At 62.5% G+C, this 24,439-nt stretch carries 17 protein-coding genes; 6 read left to right on the top strand and 11 right to left on the bottom strand.

What is annotated here, in order from left to right; all coding sequences use genetic code 11:
- Positions 1–3 precede the first annotated feature (3 nt).
- The gene (locus tag KQI12_RS12040; protein ID WP_216573689.1) at positions 4–309 is read right to left on the bottom strand and encodes an STAS domain-containing protein; all 306 of its coding nucleotides are present in this window, start codon (positions 307–309) and stop codon (positions 4–6) included.
- Between the two features lie 165 nt (positions 310–474).
- On the opposite strand from KQI12_RS12040, the gene KQI12_RS12035 reads away from it, so the two are divergent.
- The gene (locus KQI12_RS12035; RefSeq protein WP_216573714.1) at positions 475–1,464 is read left to right on the top strand and encodes a hypothetical protein; all 990 of its coding nucleotides are present in this window, start codon (positions 475–477) and stop codon (positions 1,462–1,464) included.
- Positions 1,465–1,544: 80 nt separating this feature from the next.
- On the opposite strand, the gene KQI12_RS12030 is transcribed toward KQI12_RS12035, so the two are convergent.
- The 9 genes from KQI12_RS12030 to KQI12_RS11990 form a co-directional block, all read right to left on the bottom strand.
- Entirely contained in the window at positions 1,545–4,484 is a 2,940-nt protein-coding gene (locus KQI12_RS12030; protein WP_216573687.1) for an S-layer homology domain-containing protein, read from the bottom strand.
- A 294-nt stretch (positions 4,485–4,778) separates the two neighbouring features.
- Positions 4,779–5,816: an aldose epimerase family protein gene (locus tag KQI12_RS12025; RefSeq protein ID WP_216573685.1), complete on the bottom strand. Its 1,038-nt coding sequence runs from the start codon at positions 5,814–5,816 to the stop codon at positions 4,779–4,781.
- Positions 5,813–7,315: a UDP-glucose--hexose-1-phosphate uridylyltransferase gene (locus KQI12_RS12020; RefSeq protein ID WP_216573683.1), complete on the bottom strand. Its 1,503-nt coding sequence runs from the start codon at positions 7,313–7,315 to the stop codon at positions 5,813–5,815. The genes KQI12_RS12025 and KQI12_RS12020 overlap by 4 nt, the downstream gene beginning before the upstream one ends.
- 15 nt (positions 7,316–7,330) lie before the next feature.
- Positions 7,331–8,320, bottom strand: coding sequence for a UDP-glucose 4-epimerase GalE (gene galE / locus KQI12_RS12015; RefSeq protein WP_216573682.1), 990 nt, complete (start codon positions 8,318–8,320; stop codon positions 7,331–7,333).
- A gap of 53 nt (positions 8,321–8,373) precedes the next feature.
- On the bottom strand, positions 8,374–9,672 hold the full coding sequence (locus KQI12_RS12010; RefSeq protein ID WP_216573680.1) for a galactokinase family protein: 1,299 nt from the start codon (positions 9,670–9,672) through the stop codon (positions 8,374–8,376).
- A gap of 91 nt (positions 9,673–9,763) precedes the next feature.
- Entirely contained in the window at positions 9,764–10,834 is a 1,071-nt protein-coding gene (locus tag KQI12_RS12005; protein ID WP_216573678.1) for a beta-methylgalactoside transporter, read from the bottom strand.
- A 23-nt stretch (positions 10,835–10,857) separates the two neighbouring features.
- Positions 10,858–12,357, bottom strand: coding sequence for a sugar ABC transporter ATP-binding protein (locus KQI12_RS12000; RefSeq protein WP_216573677.1), 1,500 nt, complete (start codon positions 12,355–12,357; stop codon positions 10,858–10,860).
- A 166-nt stretch (positions 12,358–12,523) separates the two neighbouring features.
- Positions 12,524–13,645 (bottom strand): galactose ABC transporter substrate-binding protein, encoded by a 1,122-nt coding sequence (locus tag KQI12_RS11995; RefSeq protein ID WP_216573676.1) that lies wholly within the window; start codon positions 13,643–13,645, stop codon positions 12,524–12,526.
- Between the two features lie 335 nt (positions 13,646–13,980).
- On the bottom strand, positions 13,981–14,829 hold the full coding sequence (locus KQI12_RS11990) for an AraC family transcriptional regulator (protein ID WP_216573675.1): 849 nt from the start codon (positions 14,827–14,829) through the stop codon (positions 13,981–13,983).
- A 615-nt stretch (positions 14,830–15,444) separates the two neighbouring features.
- On the opposite strand from KQI12_RS11990, the gene KQI12_RS11985 reads away from it, so the two are divergent.
- The 5 genes from KQI12_RS11985 to KQI12_RS11965 all read left to right on the top strand — a co-directional run bounded on the left by KQI12_RS11985 (position 15,445) and on the right by KQI12_RS11965 (position 21,944).
- The gene (locus KQI12_RS11985; RefSeq protein WP_216573674.1) at positions 15,445–16,863 is read left to right on the top strand and encodes a GntP family permease; all 1,419 of its coding nucleotides are present in this window, start codon (positions 15,445–15,447) and stop codon (positions 16,861–16,863) included.
- Positions 16,864–17,061: 198 nt separating this feature from the next.
- Positions 17,062–18,783 carry a dihydroxy-acid dehydratase gene (ilvD, locus tag KQI12_RS11980; protein ID WP_216573673.1) on the top strand — a complete coding sequence of 574 codons (1,722 nt, stop codon included), beginning with the start codon at positions 17,062–17,064 and terminating at the stop codon, positions 18,781–18,783.
- A gap of 257 nt (positions 18,784–19,040) precedes the next feature.
- Entirely contained in the window at positions 19,041–19,934 is an 894-nt protein-coding gene (locus KQI12_RS11975) for a dihydrodipicolinate synthase family protein (protein WP_216573672.1), read from the top strand.
- 56 nt (positions 19,935–19,990) lie between these two features.
- Positions 19,991–20,806: an SDR family NAD(P)-dependent oxidoreductase gene (locus tag KQI12_RS11970; RefSeq protein ID WP_216573671.1), complete on the top strand. Its 816-nt coding sequence runs from the start codon at positions 19,991–19,993 to the stop codon at positions 20,804–20,806.
- A gap of 187 nt (positions 20,807–20,993) precedes the next feature.
- A complete protein-coding gene (locus tag KQI12_RS11965; RefSeq protein WP_216573712.1) occupies positions 20,994–21,944 on the top strand; it encodes a hypothetical protein in 951 nt (316 codons plus the stop codon).
- A gap of 86 nt (positions 21,945–22,030) precedes the next feature.
- Here KQI12_RS11965 and KQI12_RS11960 read toward each other — a convergent pair.
- The coding region (locus tag KQI12_RS11960; RefSeq protein ID WP_216573670.1) for a hypothetical protein at positions 22,031–24,439 on the bottom strand (2,409 nt) is incomplete at its 5' end.

Here is a 24,439-nt window from a genome sequence, read left to right as displayed (position 1 = left end):
CGCTCATTCAAAGGTCATCAGGCGCTCCAGACCGGCGGCCCGGAGCACCCTCCAGGCCTGGTCCGGCACATGGACCACCCGGACGGCTCCGTCCAGCTCCTGTGCCCGGCGATAGGCCCGCAGGAGCACCGCGATCCCGGAGCTGTCCATGAAGCTCACCCCGGACAGGTCCAGCGTCAGCCGCCGGGGCAGGGCGGTGTCGGCCAGCCGGTCCAGTTCGTCCATGATGGCCCGGGCGTGGTGGTGGTCCACCTCGCCGCTGAGGGCGGCGGTCACGTCCCGCCCCGCCCCTGTGATCGTCACTGGCATAGCTCGTCCCTCCTGGAAATTTCGGTATGACGGCAGGATACCACAGACCGGATGGAGGATGTGGTCGAACGGTGCGGCCCCATCGTTTCCCCCCTCCGTCCGACGGTCCCGTCCCGTTCGGGCCGTCTCCTCCCCGGCCCTATCCGAACACGAGGAGGAATTTGAATGGCAACTTATACGGAACATCATCAGCTCCACCAGTGGGAGCCGGGGGACCCGTTCCTGCGGACCGACTTCAACGAGGACCTGGCCAAGATCGACGGGGCGCTGGGCGGGCTGGAGGCCCGGACGGCGGTCCTGCCGGATCTGAGCTACGACCTCTACAATCTCCTGCTCCAACGGGACTATGAGGGCAAGGTCACCGGCTGGAAGAAGGCCATGATCGTAGAGGGCTTTCTGGATGACCGCTGTATCGCCGCCAAGGACGATCCGCTGATCCTGGGGCGGCGCTGTCTCACCCTCCACAAGACTGGGCTCAGCGCCCTGGACCTGGGCTGCGGCTCCGACGGCCCCTCTTCCGCGGAGACCCGGGTCCTGACGATCGACGGCGGCGGCATCCTCACGGGGATGACCTTCCAGTGGCACAACAAGGGCAGCTCCGCCCACGACAACACCTACCGCTGTACCCTGACCCACAACGGCACGGCCCTCTTCACGGACTACGTCTACAAGGCGTCCAAGGTCTCCGGCAACGGCACGGCCTCCTGCACGTTCTCGTTCCCCACGCCCTGCACAGTGAAGCAGGGCGACACGGTCCGGGTGTCCCTGACGGCCTCCTATACCAACTCGGCCCTTCTGCTGGAGCGCTCCGGCGCCGGGCTGGGCGGCTCCTTCCAGATCACGCCGCTGGGGGCGGCCTCCGGGACCATGACCTCGATGGAGCGGGACGTCCCGGCCTCCCACGGGGCGCTGGCGTGGGTGCGGCACAGCGGCGGCTCCGTCTCGCTGGCGCTGAACTGGAGCGGTCAGGCCCGCCCCATGTCCCCGGACGGACAGCGGACCACGGTGGAGCCGGGAGAGGGCCTCCCCTGCACGGAGTCCATGTTCCGGCTGGACGAGGTCCTCCCGGCGGGCCCCATGGCGGTCCGGCTGGACGTGGCCTGTGGGGAGAGCGCCGTAGTCCATGTCTATGACTACGGTCTGATCCTGCTGTAAAAAATGACCCACCCCCGGGCCGGAGCCCGGGGGTGGGTCTGTTCGCTCATTCAGAGCGGACGATCATCTCAGAGAGAGGATCAGTTCCAAGCGCTGCCGTCCCAAGTCTTGGTGGCGCTGGTGGCAACGCCGCCGGCGAGGACGGTGAAGATGGTGGAGTCGGTCTCGTTCTTGACCAGAGCGCCCTCTTCCGCCTTGATGCAGCCGTTGGCGTTCATGGAGGTGACGGTGTTCTTGACATCCAGCTCCAGAGTGGCATCCAGGACCAGATTGCCGTGCTTGTCGGCGCTGTCCTTGGTCACAGTCAGGCTGTTATTGAAGGTGGTCTTACCGGTCAGGACCAGAGTCTTGCCCACGGGCACGACCACATCGCCGGTGATGTTGCCGGACACGGTGACAGTATCGTCGGCCTTGAAGGCATCGGTGATATCACTGCTGTCCACATCATACAGGACGCCATTCTTGGTGATGACGATCATCAGAGCCTCGTCATCGCTGTTGACGACGGCCATGACGGTGTCGCCCTCATCGACGCCGCCGTTCAGGACCGCGTCAGGCTTGCTGGGATCGTCCACGTTGTCGATCACGACGGTGGAGGACAGGATCTTGTACTCCGTGCCGTTGTCCACGACCAGAGTGGTCTTGGGATCGTTGGTCACGGTACCGGCAACATAGTTGGCACGAGCCACAGTATCCAGCTCGTAGTTGCCGTCCTTGTCGACATTGTAGGTGAACAGGTTGTCGGAGTAGTCGTACAGGTCCTCCAGCTTGCTCAGGCCGCCGCTGACCTTGGAGATCTTGATGGTCTCAGCCTCGTCCTTGCCATTCCGGTAGACATCAGCGCTGATGGTGTCATCGTCGTTCATGGAGCCGACCTTGTAGACGAACAGATGCTCATCCACGTTGGTGGCCACGCTGGTGCCGGTGAAGGCCACAGCGACGGTCTTGCCGCTCTTGTTCTCGGCAACACTGACGCTAGAGGTAGAAGTGACCTTGGGGGCATTGGTGTAGCCGGTGTAGGTGCTCACCTTATCGATGGCGGAGCCGCCGCTCTTCAGGCTGACATAGAAGAAGGTGGTGCTGCTGTTCGCATAACCGACAGTCTTGCCATCGACGGCAATAGCGGTCTTGTTCTTATTGAAGGTCGCGCTAGCGCCGGTGTGGTTGCCAGTAGGATACTCCATCTTGACCTCGCCGGAGCTGGTCACGCTGTAGGAGACGATAGCGCCCTGGGCATTACGGTCATCAACGCTGTTACCATCCGTCAGCTGAACTCCGCCAGCCTTCACATAGACCTTGCTGTCGGAATCGACCACATAGGTCTTGGTGGTGCCATCCTCCAGAGTCAGCTTGACCTTGTCGTCGCCGATGGAGCTGCCCTTCTCGACGCCCCAGACCAGAGCGTAGGCATAGGCGGAGGTCTCAGCATCGCCCACGGCGACCACGCGGCCGTTGCGGTCCAGATAGAAGGTCGCTTCCTTCTTCAGGGTGCTGGACGTGCCATACTTGGAGGCATCCTCCAGATTTCTGGTGTCGAAGGGCACATCAGAGACATCGTACTTGGTGCCGTTCACAGTCAGAGAGCTGTCGGTCTTGTAGCCGGTCAGGTTGCCAGTGACGGTCTCAGCCTTCTGGACGTGCAGCTTGCCGCCGATCAGGGCGACCAGGACATGATCGTCCTTCTTCACGTCGTCGAAGCCCACGACATCCTTCTTCTTGTCGGCCTTGAAGGTAGAACCGGCAGAGATGGTGATGGAGCCGTCATCCTTGGTGGAGTACTTGGTGACCTTGCCCAGCTCGAAGGTGTTCAGCAGGACGTAGTCCACATCGCCGTCATCGTCGTTGTCGATGAGGACCTTCTCCACGCCCTTGGTGCCCTTCGCGTCCGCAGCGGACTTGGCCAGATCGGTCACATTGCCATAGTTCTTCGCGACCTGAGTCTTATCGCTGCTGTAGGACAGGTCCAGATCGTTGTCATCCGCCACCGTGTAGATGGAATCGCCGGAGGCATCGGTGACGACCTTGTTGTCCTCGGACAGGATCACGTTGCCCAGAACGGTGGCCTTGGAGGAATTGGAGGAGTCGTCCTTCACATACAGGGTGACAGAGCGGCCCAGATGCTCCTCGCCGGTGGAGACGCTGAAGATAGCCTTACGACCGGAGAAGGCAGACTGCTCATCGGTGTTGGTGATGTTGATGCTGGTCTTGCCCTCGTCCATAGCGGAGCTGCTGGGGCCCTTGCTCAGATCAGCAAACTCGTTGGCCACGACGATACCCTCGACCTTGACGGCGTCGAATGCGTCCTCCAGCATGGTCACATCATGGGTGGTGCCGCTGACGGTCTTGGTCAGGTTGACGCGCTGAGGAGTCACGGTGATCTGACCAGTGGTGGACACGCCGGTGACCATCTCATACTTGACCTTGGTGGCGTCCAGAGCGTTGTAGATCATCTGAGCGGCGTTGTCGCGGGTCAGGGGCTCAGAGGTGTTCATGCTCTGGAGGTCATCGTACAGGCCGGCCTGGTTGGCCAGCACGTCGGTGGCAGTCTGCCAATTGGCGCCGCCGATGTTCTCGTAAGCGCAGTTGTAACCGAGGGCGACGAGGAGCATCTTGGCGGCCTCGGAGCCGGTCACGTTGGCGGAGGGAGCGAAGGTGTTGTCGCCCTTGCCGGAGATGATGCCCTGCTGCACGCAGTAGGCGATGTAGGGCTCAGCCCAGTTGCCCTGGGTGTCCTTGAAGGTGGTCTTCAGGTTGCCCAGCTTGGGCTCCTTGCCGCCGTTCAGGGCGACACAGACCAGACGGGCGAAGGACGCGCGGTCGATGTTCTGCTTGGGGGCATAGCTGCCGTTGGTGAGGCCGGCGATGATGCCCAGCTCGCTGACCATGGAGACGGCATCCTTGTGCTCGATGTCGTTCTTGTCAGTGAACTTGTCATAGTTCGCAGCACCGGCGGTGGTCATCATACCAAGGACCATGGTAGACGCCAGACCGACGCTGAGAACCTTCTTGAGGTTGCTCATTGAGGATTCCTCCTTGTTTGATTTGAGAAAGCGGCGTTTTCCCCTGTTTTCCCGCACTTTTTCCGAAGAAAACGTGCGGTCGAACGATGGTACGACAGCCCTCACACCTGCCATTTCCGTGCTGATTCCAAGAAAAAAGGGGTATTTTTCGGGGCAAAACGCCCCCGAAAAATACCCCTGGTTGACTTTTGGTTGACATGAGATATGATTTCGATACGAAAGAGTCCTGGAAGCCTTGCACCGCAAGGCTTCCAGGACTCGGGTTGGTTGACATTTGGTTGACATGGGGGGCGATCACTCCGCAGTGACGGTGTAGATCGTCCGCTGGTGATACGTCTCTCCGGCCCGGAGGATCGGGCTGGGCTGGTCCGGATGATGGATGGCGTCAGGCCAGCCCTGAGCCTCCAGGCAGAAGGCTGAGCGGGGCCCGTAGACCGCGCCGCCCTTCCCCCGCTCGCCCGACAGGAAATTGGCAGTATAGAGTTGGAGCCCCGGCTGAGTCGTCTCACAGACCAGCTTGAGTCCACCGCCCGTCACCACCGCCGCCCGGCGGAGCGGTCCGACCGTCTGCCCGTGGAGGACGAAGTTGTGGTCATAGCCGTTCCCCAGCGTCATCTGGGGATGCTCCCGGGCCAGGCCATCCAGAAAGGCGGTAGGCTCCCGCAAATCGAATGGGGTGCCCTCCACTGACAGGAGCTGGCCCGTAGGAGTGCTCTCCGGGCCGATGGTGCCGATGCGGTCGGCGAAGATCTGCACGTTCTGGCCGGCCAGGCTCCCGGCCCCATGGCCCAGCAGGTTGAAATAGCCGTGGGTGGTGAGACTGCACAGCGTGTCCTGATCGCTCTCCGCCCGATAGTCGATGGCAAGGGCACCGGTCTCCGTGAGGGAGAACGTCACCCAGACCTCCAGCGTACCGGGGAAGCCCTCCTCCCCATCCGCGCTCCGGCAGGCCAGCGTCAGCGTCTCGCCGGCCGGCATGGCAGTCCAGAGCTTCCGGTCGAAGCCGGAGGTCCCACCGTGGAGACAGTTGGGACCATTGTTGGCGGCCAGCGGATAGATCCTGCCATCCAGCGGGAAGGATGCCCCGGCGATCCGGTTGGCCACCCGGCCTACGGTGGCGCCCATATACTTGTCCTGGGCCTCATAGTCTCCTATGGTATCGAAGCCCAGCAGGATGTCCCGCCGGCCCTCCGGGGCGGGCACCCGGAACGAGCGGAGCGTCCCGCCATAGGTGAGGAGCTCCACGGCATAGCGTCCGGCCTCGCCGGTCCAGCAGTCCACCGGATCTCCGGCGGCCGTGCGCCCAAAGGGCGTTCTCGTCCATCTGGTCATGGGCGCACCTGCCTCAGGAAGCGGCGGAAGGCCTCCCGGCCCTGAGCATCCCGCTTATAGACGCCCGCGTGGGTCAGGACCTGCGCAAAGACCTTTCCGGTCTCCTGCTCCACGATGTCCAGCGCGTCCTCCGCGGAGAGGTTCGGATAGTCCGCCCGGAAGGTCTCCGCCCAGTCCGCGTGGGGGGCGGACAGCGGATCTGCCCGGAGATCGGTCCCATCTGCCAGATGGGCGGCCACCGCGGCCAGTTCGCCCTTCAGGCGGGCCGGAAGTACGGCCAGGCCCATGACTTCGATCAGGCCGATGTTCTCCTTCTTGATGTGGTGGAGCTCCGCGTGGGGATGATAGAGGCCCAGCGGATGCTCCGGGGTCGTCAGGTTGTTCCGCAGGACCAGGTCCAGTTCATAGTCCTCTCCCCGGCGGCGGGCGATGGGGGTGATGGTGTTGTGGGGCTCCCCGCCGGTCTCCGCCAGGATGCAGACCTCCTCGTCCGTATAGCTCCGCCAGGACTGGAGGATCTGGTCGGCCAGCCCGATCAGCCGGTCTCGGTCCGGTCCGCCGATCCGGATCACCGACATGGGCCACTTCACGATGCCCGCCCGGACATCCTCGAAGCCGGGGAACACGAAGGGCTCCTCGATGGGTGCCCGCTCCATGGGAAAGCTGTAATGGCCGCCCTGGAAGTGATCGTGGGCCAGGATGGAGCCGCCCACGATAGGCAGGTCTGCGTTGGAACCCACGAAGTAGTGGGGGAACTGGGCCACGAAGTCCAGCAGCTTACCGAAGCAGGCCCGGTCGATCTTCATAGGGACGTGCTCCCGGTTGAACACGATGCAGTGCTCGTTGTAGTACACATAGGGGGAGTATTGCAGGAACCAGGGCGCCTCGGCGATCGTCACCGGGACCACCCGGTGGTTCTGTCGGGCGGGATGGCCGATCCGTCCGGCATAGCCCTCGTTCTCCGCGCAGAGCTGGCACCGGGGATAGGCCGTAGGGGACAGCACCCGGGCGGCGGCGATGGCCCGTGGGTCCTTCTCCGGCTTGGAGAGATTGATGGTGATGTCCAGATCCCCATACTCCGTGGGGACCTTCCACTGCATATCCCGGGCGATCCGGTCCCGGCGGATATAATTGGTGTCCTGGCTGAACTGATAGTACCAGTCGGTGGCCTCCCGGGGGGACCGGGCATAGAGCGCCCGGAACCTGGCGCGGACCTGGGCGGGCCGGGGGGTGAGCCGCCCCATGAGCTCCGTGTCCAGCAGGTCCCGGAACGTCACGCCATCCTCGGTCAGCACGCCCCTGGCCCGGGCATCATCCAGAAGGGTCTCCAGGATCGGAGCCAGCTCCAGCTCGCCCCAGTCCCGCCCGGGGTCCGTCCAGCCATCCAGACGGAGCACATCCAGAACGGTGTTCACCGCCCAGATCCGCTCCTCCGGCTCGATGAGGCCTTTCTGCTGGGCATAGCTCACCAGCTGGGAGACCGCGTCGTCGATCGTCATGATACGCTCCTCCATTCAGGCCTCATAGCCGTGGGGATGGCTCTTGTGCCAGTTCCACGCAGAGGCGATGATGGCCTCCAGGCTGTTCTGCTCCGGCTTCCAGCCCAGCACGTCCATGGCCTTCCGGGAGGAGGCGATGAGTTGGGCGGGATCGCCGGCCCGGCGGGGGGCCATCTCCTCGGGGATGGAATGTCCGGTGACGTTCCGGGCGCAGTCGATGACCTCCCGCACAGAAAAGCCCACGCCGTTGCCCAGGTTGAACACATCGTTCTGCCCGCCCCGGATCAGGTAGTCCAGCGCCAGGATGTGGGCCTGGGCCAGATCGGAAACATGGATATAGTCCCGGATGCAGGTGCCGTCCGGGGTGGGATAGTCCCCGCCGAACACCATAATCTTCTCCCGCTGGCCGTTGGGGACCTGGAGGATCAGGGGGATCAGGTGGGTCTCCGGGGCATGGGCCTCGCCGATGGCGCCGGAGCGGTGGGCGCCGCAGGCGTTGAAGTACCGCAGGGCCACATAGTGCAGACCGTGGGCCTTGGAGACCCAGCTCATCATGTGCTCCATGGCCAGTTTGGTCTCCCCGTAGCAGTTGGTGGGATCGGTGCGGTCGCCCTCCAAGATGGGCACCCGCTCGGGCTCGCCATAGGTGGCGGCGGTGGAGGAGAACACGATCTTGTCCACTCCGTGGGCCACCATGGCGGACAGGAGCACCATGGTCCCGTGGAGGTTGTTGTCGTAATATTTCAGGGGATCGGACATGGACTCCCCCACCTGAGAGGAGGCGGCGAAGTGGATGACGCCTTCGATGTCCTCCTTCTCGAAGAGGACGTCCAGGGCCGCCCGGTCCCGGATGTCCAGCAGATAAAAGCGGGCCTTCGGGTGGACCGCCGCCCGGAAGCCGGTCTGAAGATCATCGGCCACGACCACGTCGCGGCCCGCGTCAATGAGCTCGTAGACGGTGTGGGAGCCGATATAGCCCGCGCCGCCAAGTACCAGGATAGCCATAGTTGAGATTACCTCCCTGCGGAATGGTGGATGGATCGGATAGGATGGACGGCTCAGGCCCAGAGGACCGCGCCGCCCACGGGACGGATGGACATGACATGGCAGCGGCCTTCTCCGAGGACAGCCTCCACCCTGTGGCGGAACGTCTCCAGAAGGTCCAGCGGCACGAAGGCCTGGATGGTCCCGGCGAACCCGCCGCCATGGACCCGGAACGCCCCCCGGCCGCCCAGAGCGAGCTCGGCGGCGGCCAGAGCCACGGCTACCGGCTGTTCCCGCACTGTCCCGGCGGGGGACACGTTCTGGAGATAGACCCAGGAGGACCGCCCGGAGGACCGGACCAGCTCCAGGAAGCTCTGGAAGTCCCCGGCGGCCAGAGCGGCGCTCTCCGCGGCGGCCCGCCGGTCCTCCTCGAAGAAGTGGAGGGCCCGGAGGACTGCCCGGTCTCCCGCCGCGGCCCGGAGCTCCGGGATATGCGCTAGGAACGCGTCCTCGGGCACCTCCCGGAGGACCTCCTTCCCGAAGAAGGCGGCCACAGCCCTCATCTCTCCAGGGATGGCTGCGTACTCCGCTGTCAGGTCGATGTGGTCCGCTCCGGAGTCGATGATGCACAGGGCATAGCCCTCCGCCGCCAGATCCACTTTGCGGGGCTCCACCACAGGGGCGGATGGATCGGCGAAGTCGATGGCCACCGCGCCGCCCACGGAGGATGCCATCTGGTCCATGAGGCCGCTGGGCTTTCCGAAATATACGTTCTCGGCGTACTGGCCCATCTGGGCGATCGTCACCGGAGAGAGCTCCTGCCGGCAGAAGAGCACATTGAGGATATTGCCGATCAGGACCTCGCAGGCGGCGGAGGAGGACAGACCGGAGCCGGGCAGGACATCGGACACCACATAGGCGTCGAAGCCTGCGGGCACATAGCCCAGCTGGGCCGCCCGGGCCGCCATGCCCCGGATCAGGGCGGCGGTGGACTCCTTCTCCTCCGGCCGGGGCGACCGGTCGGACAGGTCTACCTCCACCAGAGGCCAGCCCTCAGACTGGAAGCGGATCGTGTGCGTGCCGTTGGGCGCGGCGCAGGCCAGCAGGTCCACGTCCACTGCCGCGGCCAGGACCCGGCCGTGCTGGTGGTCCGTGTGATTGCCGCCGATCTCCGTCCGGCCAGGAGCGGAGAGCATGGCCGCCTCTGTCCGGTCGTCCCGGCCGAAGGTCTCCTGGAAGGCCCTGGCCACTCGGGCCGTCCGTGCCCGCTGGATCGTTGGGCGTTCCTCCACCCCCAGACAGGCCAGGGTACGCAGGCAGTCGTCCAGCGCACCGTCCTCCAGCGCTTGATACAGTTCAGAAAGTGTTCTCATATAGTCACCTACTCGTATGGGATGATGGGAGACAGAAAAGAGGGCCGCGCTGAAAGCGTGGCCCTCTCCCGGGCACTGGGCCCTGTTTCGTTCATTTCTTGACCAGATACTTGCGCATATCCAGGGCGCAGGCGAACAGGATGATGCCGCCCTTGACCAGATAGATCAGGTCCTGAGAGACGTGGGCCATGTTCAGGCCGACGAAGATCAGCCGGAGCAGGAGCACGCCGATCACGATGCCGCGGATCTTGCCGATGCCGCCGACGAAGGAGACGCCGCCGATGACGCAGGCCGCGATCGCGTCCAGCTCGTAGTTGAAGCCGGTGTTGGCGGTGTTGGAGCCGATGCGGGCGCCCTCCACGAAGCCGGTCCAGCCGTACATGGCGCCGGCCAGAGCGAACACCATGATGGTGGTGGCGAACACGTTGACACCGGAGACCCGGGCAGCCTCCTCATTGGAGCCAAGGGCGAACATGTTTTTGCCGAAGGTGGTCTTGTTCCAGATGAACCACATGAGGGCGGTCAGCAGGATGGCGAACCAGACGAAGTTGGGGATGGGGGTGCTGGTGCCGTTGCCAGTGGGCACGCTGACGAAGGAGCCCTTGATGAAGTCCGTGTAGCTGGGATCCAGGCTGGAGATCGCCATGCCGCCGTTGTTGCCCTGCTGGACATACAGCAGGAGGCAGGTGTACAGGATCAGCTGGGTGCCCAGGGTGACGATGAAGGGATGCAGCTTGAACTTGGCCACGAAGAAGCCGTTGAACGCGCCCACCAGAGCGCCGATCAGCACCACGATCAGGATGACCACGGGCACGGGCAGGGTGCCGATGTTGGTCCACATCTTGCTGGCGCTGCCCACCTTCTGGAGCAGAGAGGCGGAGATGCAGGCGGTCAGACCCACGCACCGGCCGGCGCTCAGGTCGGTGCCGGTCAGGACGATACAGCCCGCGATGCCCAGAGCCGCGGGCAGATAGGCCGCCGTCTGGGACAGGATGTTCACCAGAGAGGCGGGGGCCAGGAAGTTGGAGTTGCAGAAGAACTGGATGTAGATGACCGCCAGGATCATCAGGATGTACAGCGCGTTGTTCATCAGCTTGTCGCCGAGAGTTTTGCGGTCGAAGCGCTTGGCGTTCGCGGCCAGCTCCTTGGACTCATTGCTCATGGATCGTGTTCCTCCCTCTTATGTCAAACATATTTGGCGGCCAACGTCAGGATCTGCTCCTGAGTGGCGGTCTTGGCGTCCACCTCGCCGGCCAGACATCCGCCGGACATGACCAGGATCCGGTCGCACACGCCCAAAAGCTCCGGCATCTCGGAGGAGACCATGATGACGCCCTTGCCCTCCTTGGCCAGATCGATGATGAGCTGATAGATCTCATATTTGGCGCCCACATCGATGCCGCGGGTGGGCTCGTCCAACAGCAGGACCTCCGGCTTGGTCAGGAGCCAGCGGCCGATGATGACCTTCTGCTGGTTGCCGCCGGACAGGGAACGGATCTGAGTCTTTTGGCTGGGGGTCTTGATGTGCATGGCCTGGATGGCCCACTCGGTGTCCTCCGTCATCTTCTTGTCGCTGAGGCAGATACCGCCCTTCAGATAGCTCTTCAGGTTGGAGATGACGGTGTTGTCCTTGATGTCCCGGATGCCGAAGATGCCGGTGGCCCGGCGCTCCTCGGTCAGCAGGGCGAAGCCGTTCCGGATGGCCTCGCGCGGGCTCCGGTTGTGGATCTCTGTGCCATGGAGCCGGATGGTCCCGCCGTCCCGGGTCATGGAGCCGAACAGGTTCTCCAGCACCTCGGTGCGGCCGGAGCCGTCCAGACCGGCGATCCCCAGCACCTCGCCCTTGCGGAGCTGGAAGGAGGCGTCCCTCAGCCGGGTGTATCTGCCCTTCAGATGCTCCACGTCCAGGATCACCTCGCCGGGCTCGTTCTCCTTGGGCGGGAAGCGGTTGGTGAGCTCACGGCCCACCATCAGGCGGATAATCTCGTCCATGGTCAGCTCGCTGGCCGGCCGGGTGGCCACCCAGGCGCCGTCCCGCATGATGGTCACGTCATCGCTGATCCGGAGGATCTCGTCCATCTTGTGGGAGATGTAGATGATGCCGCACCCCTTCTTCTTCAGCATATCGATGATGCGGAAGAGGTGCTCCACCTCGGACTCGGTGAGGGAGGAGGTGGGCTCGTCGAACACGATGATCTTGGCGTCATAGGAGACCGCCTTGGCGATCTCCACCATCTGCCGCTGGGAGACCGGCAGGGTGGACATGACGGCCTTGGGGTCCACAGAGACCTCCAGCGTGTCGAAGATCTCCTTCGTGCGCTGGTCCATGATCCGCTCGCTGACCACGAAGCCCGCCACCTTGGGGTAGCGCCCCAGCCAGAGGTTGTCCTTCACGGTGCGGGTCAAGGCCTGGTTCAGCTCCTGATGGACCATGGCGACGCCGTTCTCCAGCGCCTCCTTGGAGCTCTTGAAATGGATCTCCCGGCCGTCCAGGGTGATGGTGCCCGCGTCCCGGCTGTAGATCCCGAACAGGCACTTCATCAGGGTGGATTTCCCTGCGCCGTTCTCGCCCATCAGGGCGTGGACGGTGCCCGCCCGGACCTTCAGATCCACGTGGTCCAAGGCCTTCACTCCGGGGAACTCCTTACAGATGCCCTTCATTTCCAGCAGTACCGGCTGGTCCATAAAATTCCTCCTCTCCATATGCGCGAAGCCGCTGCCTGCGCCACTCCTCCACTGAGTGGGGAGAGGGAGCACAGGCGGGGGCTCCACGGGCGCCCGCGGGGCTGCCCGGAAGGCAGCCCCGCGGACCGTCGATCGTGGGGTCAGGATGAACGGCGGTCCCGTTCGATCACTTGGTATACATGGCGTAGGGGACGCGGATCTTGGCGGCGTCGCTGTCCACCACATACTGGTCGGTGTTGTCCATCAGGGCAGCGCCGTCCTTCACGTTCTGCACCAGAGTGGCGATGGTGGCGGCCATGGCCTCGCCGTCCTGCTTGACGGTGCCGGCCATGATGCCCTCGTCGATCTTCTCCACGGCGGAAGCCATGGCGTCCACGCCGTAGACGGGGATCACCTTATCGCTGCCGGGCTGGTTGTAGCCGGCCTGCTGGAGGGCGGAGATGGCGCCCTCGGCCATGCCGTCATTGTTGGCGATGACCAGCTCGACCATGTTGTTGTTGCCGTCGTTGTACTGGCCCAGGATGGTGTTCATGTAGTCGGTGGCGGCCTGAGAGGACCAGGCGCCGGTCTGGTCGACCAGATACTTCTTCTCGTTCTGGGCGTCATAGAACTCCAGATCAGGCTTGCCGGCGGCCTCCAGGACGGTGTTGGCATCCTCCACGCCGTACTGGGTACGCATCTCCGCCTCGGGGTTGCCCTCCTGGCCCTTGAACATGACATAGGAGATCTTGCCGTCGCCGTTCAGATCCACGGCGTCGTAGTTCTCCACCAGATACTCGCCGATGGCCTGGCCCTGCATATGGCCGGCCTCCGCGGGATCGGTGCCCACGAAAGCGGACTGGTCATAGCTCTGGATGACAGAGGCGTCGAAGTCGCGGTTGAAGAAGATGATGGGGATGCCGGCGGCCTTGGCGGCGTCGGCCATGTTCTGGGCGGCGTCGGGAGAGGCGTTCTCCACCACGTTGACGATCAGCAGGTTGTAGCCGTCGGTGATGGCGGTGTTGACCTGGTTCGTCTGCTCGCCCTGGTTGGTCTGGGCGTCGAAGTTCTGATAGGTCACGCCCAGGCCGTCCAGTTGGGCATCCATGGCGGAGCGGACGGTGGAGATGTAGGCATCCGCGAAGTTGTAGTAGAACACGCCGACCTTCAGGTCGGACTGCTGACCGGCGGGAGCAGTGGAGCCGGCGGGGGCAGGCGTGCTGGCGGTACCGCCGTTATTGCCGCCGCAGGCGGCCAGAGAGGCGGTCATGGTGAGTGCGAGCGCAAGAGCAGGGATCTTCTTGTTCATGTCGATCGTTCCTCCTTTGAATGTCGCCCCGCCATCCGGCGGGACCATCACGCCGGCAGCACACGCCGGCTGGCTTGTCTTTATTATAGCGTATGTCCAATTCGAATGAAATGGACGGACCGATCATTCATAGATATTTTTTCCAAACCAGAGCCGTCTCTCCACCTCATCATTGGATGATTTGCGAAAAAGAGGGCATATCCGGCCATTTAGCCGAGGTTTATTTGACCATCCGGCGGGAAACAGCGACGGAAATAATGCCAGAGAACCTGCAAAAGGTCCTCTTCCGATCGGTGCCGATCGGAAGAGGACCTTTATTTATATGGACTTTTCCGTCATTCCTCCTGTGGCCGCGCGCCATACCGCTCCGCGAAGGCCCGGGGCGAGATGCCCTTCAGCCGTTTGAAGGCCCGGGAGAAGTAGAGGGGATCGTCGAAGCCCACGGAGTTGGAGATCTCCCGGATGGAATAGATGCTGTTGGTCAGCAGGAAGCTGGCCCGCTCAATCCGGTAGGAGTTGAGGAACTGCTTGGGGGATACATGGAACCGGGCCTTGAAGCTCCGGTAGAGACTGCTCTGGCTCACAGCGGTCAGGTCTGCCAGAGCGGCGATGGTGATGGGCTGTTCATAGTGGTTCATGATGTAGTGGGCGGCGGTCTCGGCGCAGTCCTCCCGAACGGCGGCTCCGCCGGAGAGGCACTGGGCCCGCTCGATCAGGAAGGCCAGGAACCGGTAGAGCTGTCCGGTCATGGCCGGGCCGCACCAGGGGGCGGTGCCGTATTCCCCACACAGGTCCAGCAACATCCGGGCGATCTCATCCGGGAAATAGGCGTGGAGCACCGGCCGTGCCGGGGCGAAGGCGGTCTGTTCCACCAGCTTGCGGGCATCCGAGCCGTAGAACCCCACCCAGACATACTCCCAAGGGTCCTGCTCATCGGCATAATAGAGGATGGGCGTGTCCGGATAGGTGAGGAAGGTGTCCCCCTTGGACAACGGCCAGCGCTCCTCGCCCACGATCAGGCATCCCTTTCCGGAGAGCACATGGTGGATCAGATAGTGGTCCCGGATGCCGGGTCCCCAGCTGTAGCGGGGGGCGCACTGCTGTCTGCCGGTGTTCTGCACATAGAGCGAGGCCGTTTTCCGCTCCAGCTTGAACGAATATTTGTAAACTTCTTCCTTTTTCATGTGGACCGGGCCTCCGTCGCTGCTTTGTCGTTCGATCGGTGAGACAGTTATATCATACGGGTGCCGAATATGTCAAATCCTACTTCGCTCCATGGAGCAGACATCTCCTGTTTTTCCCTCGTGACAGCACAGTCGATTCATAAAATATCAAAAAATCGCACTGTTCCATTCAAAATGATGTGTGCATAAATTTTGTAATTATATGGTTTTAAATACAAATATAGGCATACAAGAATCGTCCAAAACAGTTTACGCAGCAACTGGACCGAACGGTTTTTTCGTCGATGCTTGACAAATCCACGTGGAATGGTTATGATGTCTGTGACAAAAATGGACGGCACGAATGGTCGTTCTTTTTTGGAGTCATCTAGTGAAATGCTATTCCGCATCGTGGAAATGTGCTTCTGTCATGCACCGCTCCACCGGGACAGGATCTCACCGGAGGGAAAGGAGGGACGCTCACCACGCGTTCGATCTGATCGTCATCCACTTGGGAAGGTAGATGTGATCCCGCGGCTGTGTCGTCAGCCGCACCGCGCGGCCGTATTTCTGGGAAGGTTTCCGGCCGCGTGACTATCCTAAAACGGAAAGGGAGTTTTTAGAGTGTCTGCTGGTATGTTCCTTGTGACTCTGGTGCTCGCGATCGCCGTCCTGGTCCTGCTGATCATCAAAGTCAAGCTGCACCCCACGTTCGCACTGTTCCTGGTCGGCCTGGTCATGGCCATGGTCAATGGCTTCTCCTTCGTCGATTCGCTGAGCCTGCTGACCGGCGGCTTCGGCGGTACCCTCCAGAGCCTCGGTATCCCCATCATGCTCGGCGCCATCCTGGCCATGGGCGTGCAGGACACCGGCGCCGCCAAGTCCATCGCGAACTGCTTCATCAAGCTGTTCCATGGCAAGAACCTGGAGTTGGCTCCGTCTCTGACCGCCTATGTGGTGTCCATCCCCGTGTTCGGTGATATCACCACCATCCTGTGCTCCAACATCGCCAACGTTCTGTCCAAGCGCAAGCACATCTCTATGTCCACTATGGCCGCCTTCACTCAGACCGGCCTGAACCTGACCCACGCCATGGTGCCCCCCACCCCCGGCATCCTGGCCGTGTCCATCGCCTTGGAGGCGGATCTGGGCGCCGTCATCGGCTGGGGCATCCTGGTCACCGTCATCGCCTTCTTCCTGACCTGGATCGTCCTGAAGAAGTGGTGTGAGAAGGAGTGGATCGAGCCCGTGCCCGCCGTGGTCGAGGGTCTGGAAGAGACCAAGTCCGACGACGTGAACGAGCTGCTCATCAAGGACGCCGATCTGCCCGGCGCGTTCGCCTCCTTCATGACCATCGCCATCCCCGTCATCCTGATCGCCGGCGGCTCCGTCATCAAGATGTTCATCCCCGACAGCGCCCCCGATGACGCCATGATCCGCACCGTCGCCGCCATCATGAGCGACAAGATCGTGGCTCTGGGCATCGCCGTGTTCTACACCATGATCCTGGGCTGCTGCCACAAGGCCTCCGTCCGCAAGAGCAACCTGGAGGCCACCGGCAAGGACCCCGCCGGCTTCAACGAGGTCGTGCTGAACAGCTGGATCGCCCGTGGTCTCGAGGTGGCCCTGGCCGCCCTGCTGATCACCGCTATGGGCGGCGCCTTCTCCAAGGTCATCCAGTCCTGCCCCGCCATCCCCCTGCTGAGCGACCTGATCGGCGGCACCGGCTTCCCCGCCATCCTGATCCCCTACCTGACCGGCGCTGTCATGATGACCGCCGTCGGCTCCATGACCACTGCTGGCCTGACCGCCGTGGGCGTGGTCGCCCCCATGATGGCTTCTCTGGGCCTGAGCCCCGTGGCCACCACTCTGGCCATCGGCGCCGGCACCCTGTGCTTCAACCATGTGACCAACAGCGGCTTCTGGGTCGTGTCCCGGTTCTTCAACCTGGAGAAGATCACTCAGGGCCTGAAGTACATCACCATCCCCGATGCTGTGGCCAGCGTCTTCTGTATGATCCTGGTCTTCATCTTCCACACCGTGGGCCTGTTCTAAGCGGACCCGTCTGACGTGTGACCTATCTTCCCAAACCTGAACGCTGTGAGATCAGCGCAAGCAGCGAGGAGCCTCTTCTCCTCTCAGCGGAGCGCCCCTGAGGAGGAAGGCCTGCTTACTCGCCGAAATGCTGGTAGGCAGGCCTTCCTCATTTTTTCGATACCACTTCATCCAAACGATCTTAGGAGGATCTTTCTTATGAAGCAGACTAGCCATGACGCCCGTATGCTGTGGGCTCAGTTCGACGCGCTGGAGATGGGTTCCGGCTGGGACGACACCGACATCGTGAAGCCCCAGATCATGGTCGAGAGCGTCTACGGTGACTCTCACCCCGGCTCCACCCATCTGAACCAGCTGGTGGAGCAGGCCGTCTACGGCGTGTACGAGAAGGGCGGCAAGCCCGCGAAGTACTACGCCACCGACATCTGCGACGGCTGCGCGCAGGGCCATGACGGCATGAACGTAGTCCTGGCTTCCCGCGAGGCCATCGCCAACATGGTCGAGGTCCACGCCTCCGCCGTACCCTGGGACGGCATGATCCTGTCCTCCAGCTGCGACAAGTCCATCCCCGCCCATCTGAAGGCCATCGCCCGGATGGACATCCCCGCCATCTTCATGCCCGGCGGCTCCATGCGTCCCGGTCCCGACATGACCACCTCTCTGGTGGCTGGCGACATCTCCCTGCGTCAGCGCCGCAAGGACGCCATCACCGAGCAGGAGATCCGGGACTACAAGCTGACCGGCTGTCCCTCCGTGGGCGCCTGCACCTTCCTGGGCACCGCCTCCACCATGCAGTGCATGGCCGAGTCTCTGGGCCTGACCCTGCCCGGCGCCGCTCTGGTGCCCGCCACCATGCGCGACATCCTCCAGTATGCCCGCTACGCCGGCCGCAAGATCATGGAGCTGGTGGAGAAGGACATCACCCCCAGCAAGATCCTGACTGAGGCTGCCTTCAAGAACGCCATCATCGTGCATTCCGCCATCGGCGGCTCCACCAATGGCACCATCCACCTGCCCTCCATCGCCCGCGAGCTGGGCTACGATCTGCCCATCGAGCTGTTCGATGAGATCAACCATCAGGTGCCCCACATCGGCAACATCAACCCCTCCGGCACTCAGCTGACCGAAGCCTTCTGGTTCGCCGGCGGCATCCCCATGGTCCAGTGGCTCCTGCGGGACATGCTGGATCTGGACGTGATGACCGTCACCGGCAAGACTCTGGGCGAGAACCTGGAGGACCTGCACAAGGACAACTGGTTCGAGCGCAACCTGGGCTACCTGCACAACTACGGCCTGGAGCGCGACCAGGTCATCTTCCCCGTGGAAAAGGCCCCCGAGAAGGGCTCCGTGGCCATCCTGAAGGGCAACCTGGCCCCCGAGGGCTCCGTGCTGAAGTACTCCGCCTGCGCCATGAACCAGCGCGAGGTCGTCAACGCCAAGGCCCGCGTGTTCAACTGCGAGGAGGACGCCCACGACGCCGTCGTCGATAACAAGATCGATCCGGGCGAGATCGTCATCATCCGCTACGAGGGCCCCCGCGGCTGCGGTATGCCCGAGCAGCTGATGACCACCGAGGCCATCTGCTGTGACGAGCGGATCAACGGCTCCGTGGCCCTGATCACCGACGGCCGGTTCTCCGGCGCCACCCGCGGTGCGGCCATCGGCCACGTCTCTCCCGAGGCGGCCTCCGGCGGCCCCATCGCCTTCCTGGAGGAGGGCGACCTGATCTCCTACAGCGTCAAGGACCGCACCATCAACGTGACCGGCATCCACGGCGTGCCCTGCTCCATCGAGGAGGCCACCAAGGTCCTGGAGGAGCGCGCCAAGAAGGGCATCATCCCCCGCGAGCCCCGCAAGGGCTTCTACAAGCTCTATACCGACCGCGCTCTCTCCGCGATGAAGGGCGCCGGTCTGGAATAAGAGATCGATATCCTCTTCTACCCTCTCTCTGCGCTCCGCCCCCGTGCTCCGGCACGGGGGCGGAGGCATTTTTTCTACGTCTTTTCGCGGTGCAAAATGCTTGACAAAGCGTCTCTGAGGGCCTATCATGAGGGTGTATATGGGAACGGTGTCCTCCCGGAGAAAGGACCCGTTTTTTTGAAGGATCATATTTGGAAAATGGTTTCACGATACGGAATCGTCATCCGCTCCGCGGAGACATGAGAGGAGTCATCGACATGAATGCATCTTATCTCAGCCCGGCCATCACCCTGTTCCACGCCGACGGCAGCCTGGATCTGGACAGCCAGAAGAAGCTCTATGAGAACCTGATCGCCCATGGGATCGACGGCATCCTGGTGGAGGGCAGCAGCAGCGAGTTCTTCGCCATGGATATGGAGCAGCGCCGGGCCATGGCCAAGTTCGCCATCGACACCATCGATCACCGAGTCAAGCTGATCGTGGGCACCTCCAGCATGGTGGCCCGGGAGATCATCGACTTCTCCAACTACTGCCTGGAGCAGGGGGCCGACGCGGTCATGATCCTGCCCCCGTACTACTTCCATTTCGACGACGAGGCCCTGCTCCAGTACTACGACCGGCTGGCCGGGGAGATCCACGGGCCCATCTACATCTACAACTTCCCCGACAACACCGGCTACACCATCGCTCCGGAGACCGTGGTGAAGCTGGCCAAGCTCCACAGCAACATCGTGGGCATGAAGGACACCATCAGCGGCATGGACCACACCCGTGAGCTGATCAAGACCGTCAAGTCCGAGCTCCCCGAGTTCGAGATCTACTCCGGCTTCGACGACAACTTTGCCCACAATGTGCTGGCCGGCGGCAACGGCTGTATCGGCGCCCTGTCCAACGTGGTGCCCGAGGTCTGCACCGCCTGGGTCCGGGCCTTCCGGGAGAACGACCTGGAGGGCATCGCCAAGGGCCAGCAGACGATCGACCGGCTCATGGACCTGTACTCCGTCCGGAGCCCCTTCCTGCCCGTGCTGAAGGAGGCTCTGCGGCTCCGGGGCATCTCCGCCACCAGCGCCAGCACCTTCCCCATGCCCAACGCCACCGTGGAGGACGACGCCGCCATCCAGGCCATCTTCCATAAGGACAGCATCCACTGAACTTAAGCGTCCCTTTGATCCATCCTCAGATCCATTAAGAAAGGCGTTGACTCGAAATGGATATCGCGAACTACCTCAAGTCCGTGTTCTCTCTGGAGGGCAAGACCATCCTGATCTCCGGCGCGGCCGGCGGCATCGGCGCGGCCATCAGCGAGGGCGTGGCCAAAGCCGGGGCTCAAGTCGCCCTGTGCGGCCGCACCCTCTCCAAGTGCGAGGCTCTGGCCGACAAGCTCAAGGCCGAGGGCTGTGACGCGGCCCCCTTCCTGCTGGACGTGGCCGACCTGGACAGCATCCACGCCTGTGTGGACGCCGTGACCGCCGCCTACGGCAAGATCGACGTGCTCTTCAACGTGGCGGGCATCAACAAGCGGGAGGGCCTGCTGGACGTGGACGAGGCAACCTACGACCGGATCATGGACACCAACCTGAAGGGCGTGTTCTTCCTGAGCCAGGCCGTGGCCCGGGAGATGTACAAGCGCCGGAGCGGCAACATCATCAACATCGGCTCCCACAACGACGAGGGCATGCTGGGCGGCTGTTCCGTCTACGGCGCGTCCAAGAGCGGCGTGATCGCCCTGACCCGCTCCATGGCCGTGGAGTTCGCCCAGTACGGCATCCGGGCCAACGCGATCAGCCCGGGCCATATCCTGACCGAGCTGACCCAGGTGACCTGGGACCACCCCACCCGGGGCGACTACCTGCGGGACCGGATCGCCATGGGCCGTCCCGGCACCCCCGACGAGCTGGTGGGCATGGCGATCATGCTGGCCTCCGACGCCTCGGTGTACATGACTGGGCAGGCCTACCACGTGGACGGCGGCTGTCTGTGCGGCGGGAAGCCCTGGGAGTATGACACCGCCTACAAGGCGTAAAAAGGCCGCAGGACGCCAAAGAGCGGGCCATACGGCCCGCTCCCGGCGTGTCGAACGCGACCATCTGAGCGCCCCTCTCGTCGAGGGGCGCTTTTTCATGCCCATTTTTTCTCCCCTCCGTCCGACGGTCCCGTCCCGTTCGGGCCGTCTCCGCCCCAGTCCTATCCGAACACGAGGAGGAATGTATATGCCGAATTATACGAAACATCATCAGCTCCACCAGTGGGGACCGGGGGACCCGTTCCTGCGGACCGACTTCAATGAGGACTTCGCCAAGATCGACGGGGCGCTGGGCGGGCTGGAACGACGGGCCTTGATGACCGCCTACGACCTCTATGATCTGATGCTCCGGATGGATCTGGAGCGGCTGGGCGGCGGGGCCCAACGCGGGCTATTCTACGACGGCTTCCTGAACGACGCCGCCATCGCCGAGATGGATGAGGCCCTCACGCTCCAAAACGGGGCGCTCCGCCTGTTCCGTCAGGGCGAAGCCGGCTGGACCGACCGCCAGAGCTCCAGCTTCAATGGACCTTATTACAGCGCCCTCTATACCGCCGTCCACACGGCCACCGGGCCCGGGATGCTCACCGGCTTCACAGTCATCGCGAAAAGCTCCTCTGCCGCCAGCGTTTCTCTGGAGGTGTGGGTAGACGGGGCTAAAGCGCGCCAGCAGTCGGTCCGCTTCCCCGCCTCGTCCTCTGCGCAGGAGGCGGCGGTCACGCTGGAGGAGCCGGTCCGGCTCTCTGCCGGCCAGAAGTACTATGTGGGCTTCCCGAAGGGCGGCAGCTCCGCTCTCGACCTGGCCGTCACCGCCTCAAACAAGCTGGCGGGCACCGCGAAGATCGTCCCCCTGTGCGGCGAGACCGCTGATATGACCACGATCTCCGCCACGCCTCCGGCGGGATGCCGGAGGGGCGTGCTCTATGCCCGGTACAGCGGAGGCGCCGTATCCCCGGCCCTGAACGGCACGCCTCTGGTCCAGACGGGACAGCGGGCGACCACCGAGACCGGCGGTCAGCCCTGCACCGAGGGGACTTGGACGGCAGAGCTGGACGGCGGTCCGGTCCAGCTCACCTGGACCCTCCACAGCGGAGAGGAGCATTGTACGCTCTACGATCACGGTCTGCTGTTCTTCTAAATGGACACGAAAACACCCCCGGGCCGAAGCCCGGGGGTGTCTCGATCATTCCGAAATGGTCCGTCAGGACAATATCGGATGGTTACTTAAGCGATAACGATGGTGTAGGTATCCACCATGGTCTTGCTGGTACCGCTCTTGGTGTAGGTCACAGTGACGATATAGTCGTCAGCAACATTGCTGCCAGTGACCGCAGTCGCGCCGTCATCCTCATAGACGGCAACCGCAGTGTTGCTGCCGCCCTTCAGAATGCCGGCCAGAGTAGTGCCGGTCAGGCTAGCCTTGTTCGTACCACCGATGGTGATGATATCGCCACTGACAGTAACGGTCACGTTGGCGGTATTAGCGGCATCCTTGTCGACAGTGATCGCGGTCTTGCTGGCGTCGTAAGGCAGGGTCACGAAGACAGCCTCCAGATCCTTATCACTGTTCGCCTTGAAGGCAACATAGTCACCCTCATTGATGACAGACTCAAGCTCAGTGTCGCCGCCGTCGATATTGGCAATGACAGTATCCTTGGTCAGCTTATACTCGGTGCCGCCGATGATGACGGAGTCGCCGTCGATGCGGGTCACATTGCCCTTATCAGTCAGCTCGCCGCCGACCTTGTAGAAGCCCTTGCTGGTAAGAGTGTAGGGATACAGGGTCTCGTTGGCCTTGTCAGTGGTCACGACAACGTCCTTCACGATCTTACCGTCCACGATGGCGTTGTACAGATAGCCGTCAGAGTTCTTGCCCAGCTTCTCATACAGATAGATATAGTTGCTGGCGCTCTTGGTGCCGTCAGTCACGACCACGACGGCCTTGATGTCGCCGTCCTTGGTGAAGTACTTATAGTCGGTCTTGTCGGTGTTCTTGAACTCCAGACCAGAGACCTTGTCCTTGCCCACATAGACATCGACCTCATCAACGCTCAGGTCGGTGAAGCTCTTAGTCGCAGCATCATAGGCGCCCTTGGGAGCAACATAGAAGTACACAGTGCTGGAATCGGCGTAAGCGCCGGAGATACCGGTCACAGTGGCATTGCCCTTCTTGATGGTGATATTGTCGTTATCGACGTCTTCAGCATCAACAGCCTCCAGAGTGATTTCGTCATCGCTCACAGTGTAGGTGCACAGAGTGTTCACGGAATCCTTATTGACACCAACGCTGTCGTCGGACAGAGTGTAGGTCTTGGTAGTACCGTCGTCCAGAGCCACCTTGACCTGGACATCGTCGCTGGCGCCGCCCACGAGACCGGCCTTTATCAGGAAAGCGTAGTTGTTGGTGGCGTTGGTGCCATCGACCGCGATCACATTGCCCTTCAGATCCAGATAGAAGGTGGCTTCCTTCTTCAGGGTGCTATAACCCTGAGCGCTGGTCAGAGTGTTGCCATCGCTGTAGAAGTTCAGGCCGGAGGCATTGTACTTAGTGCCGTCCACGGTCAGAGTAGACTTGGCTCCATCGGCCTTATAGGCGGTCAGCTCACCGGTGACAGACTCAGCCTTGGACACATACAGCTTGCCGCCGATGACAGCGTACATGACGTAGTCGTTCTTGGCCACGTTCTCGAAGCCCACCACGTCGTCCTTGTCATCGAAGGACAGAGAGCTGGTGCCGTTCAGGATAATGGACCCGTCATCCTTGGTGGAGTACTTGGTGACCTTGCCCAGCTCATAGGTCTCATAAATGACATAATCGACCTTGCTGTCATCGTCATTGTCGATCAGCACACGGACCTCACCGCGATAGCCGTCATCACTGATGTCAGAAGTAGTAATGTCGCGAGTAGCGTTGTAATTCTCGGAGACCTGAGTCTTGTTGGTACCGGTAGAGACGTAGCTCAGCTTATTGTCGCTAGCCACGTCCTTCAGGGAGTCACGGCTGGAGTCCTCCACCACGGTGTTCTCGCTGGTAACGACCACAGAACCGATAACAGTGCCCTTGTCGGCAGACTTTGCGGCAGTGGTAGAAGGCTTGACGTACAGAGTCACAGCGCGGCCCAGCTCGTCGCGGCCGGAAGACACGTTGAAGGTAGAAATACCGTCGTAGTTGTCCTGGCCCTTCTCGTGGTTGGTGACATCGATGGTGGTCTTGCCCTCCTTGAGAGCATCGCCGCCGTTCTCGATGTCAGCATACTCGTTGGCGACCACGATGCCCTCGACGGTCACGACGCCGAACTTGTCCTCCAGCATGGTGTCGTCGGACTTGTTCTGCACGGCGACCGCAGTGCCATTGGCGTTGTAAGTCCAGCTGTAGGAGACCACGTTGGCGTTCAGAGCGTTGTAGATCATCTGGGCGGCGTTGTCACGGGTCAGAGGATTGGAGGTGTTCATGTCCTCCAGCTCGTCGTACAGACCGGCCAGGTTGGCCAGGACGTCGGTGGTGGTCTGCCAAGTGGCGCCGCCGATGCCCTCGTACTTGGTGTTGTAGCCCAGAGCCACCAGCAGCATCTTGGCGGCCTCAGAGCCGGTCACGTTCGCAGAAGGAGCGAAGGTGCCGTCGCCGCGGCCGGC

It is taken from the genome of Pseudoflavonifractor sp. MSJ-37, from assembly GCF_018917965.1.
Classification (GTDB): Bacteria; Bacillota; Clostridia; order Oscillospirales; family Oscillospiraceae; genus Pseudoflavonifractor_A.
Note: the sequence above shows the minus strand (reverse complement) of the source record. Positions and strands in the feature narration are given on the sequence as shown.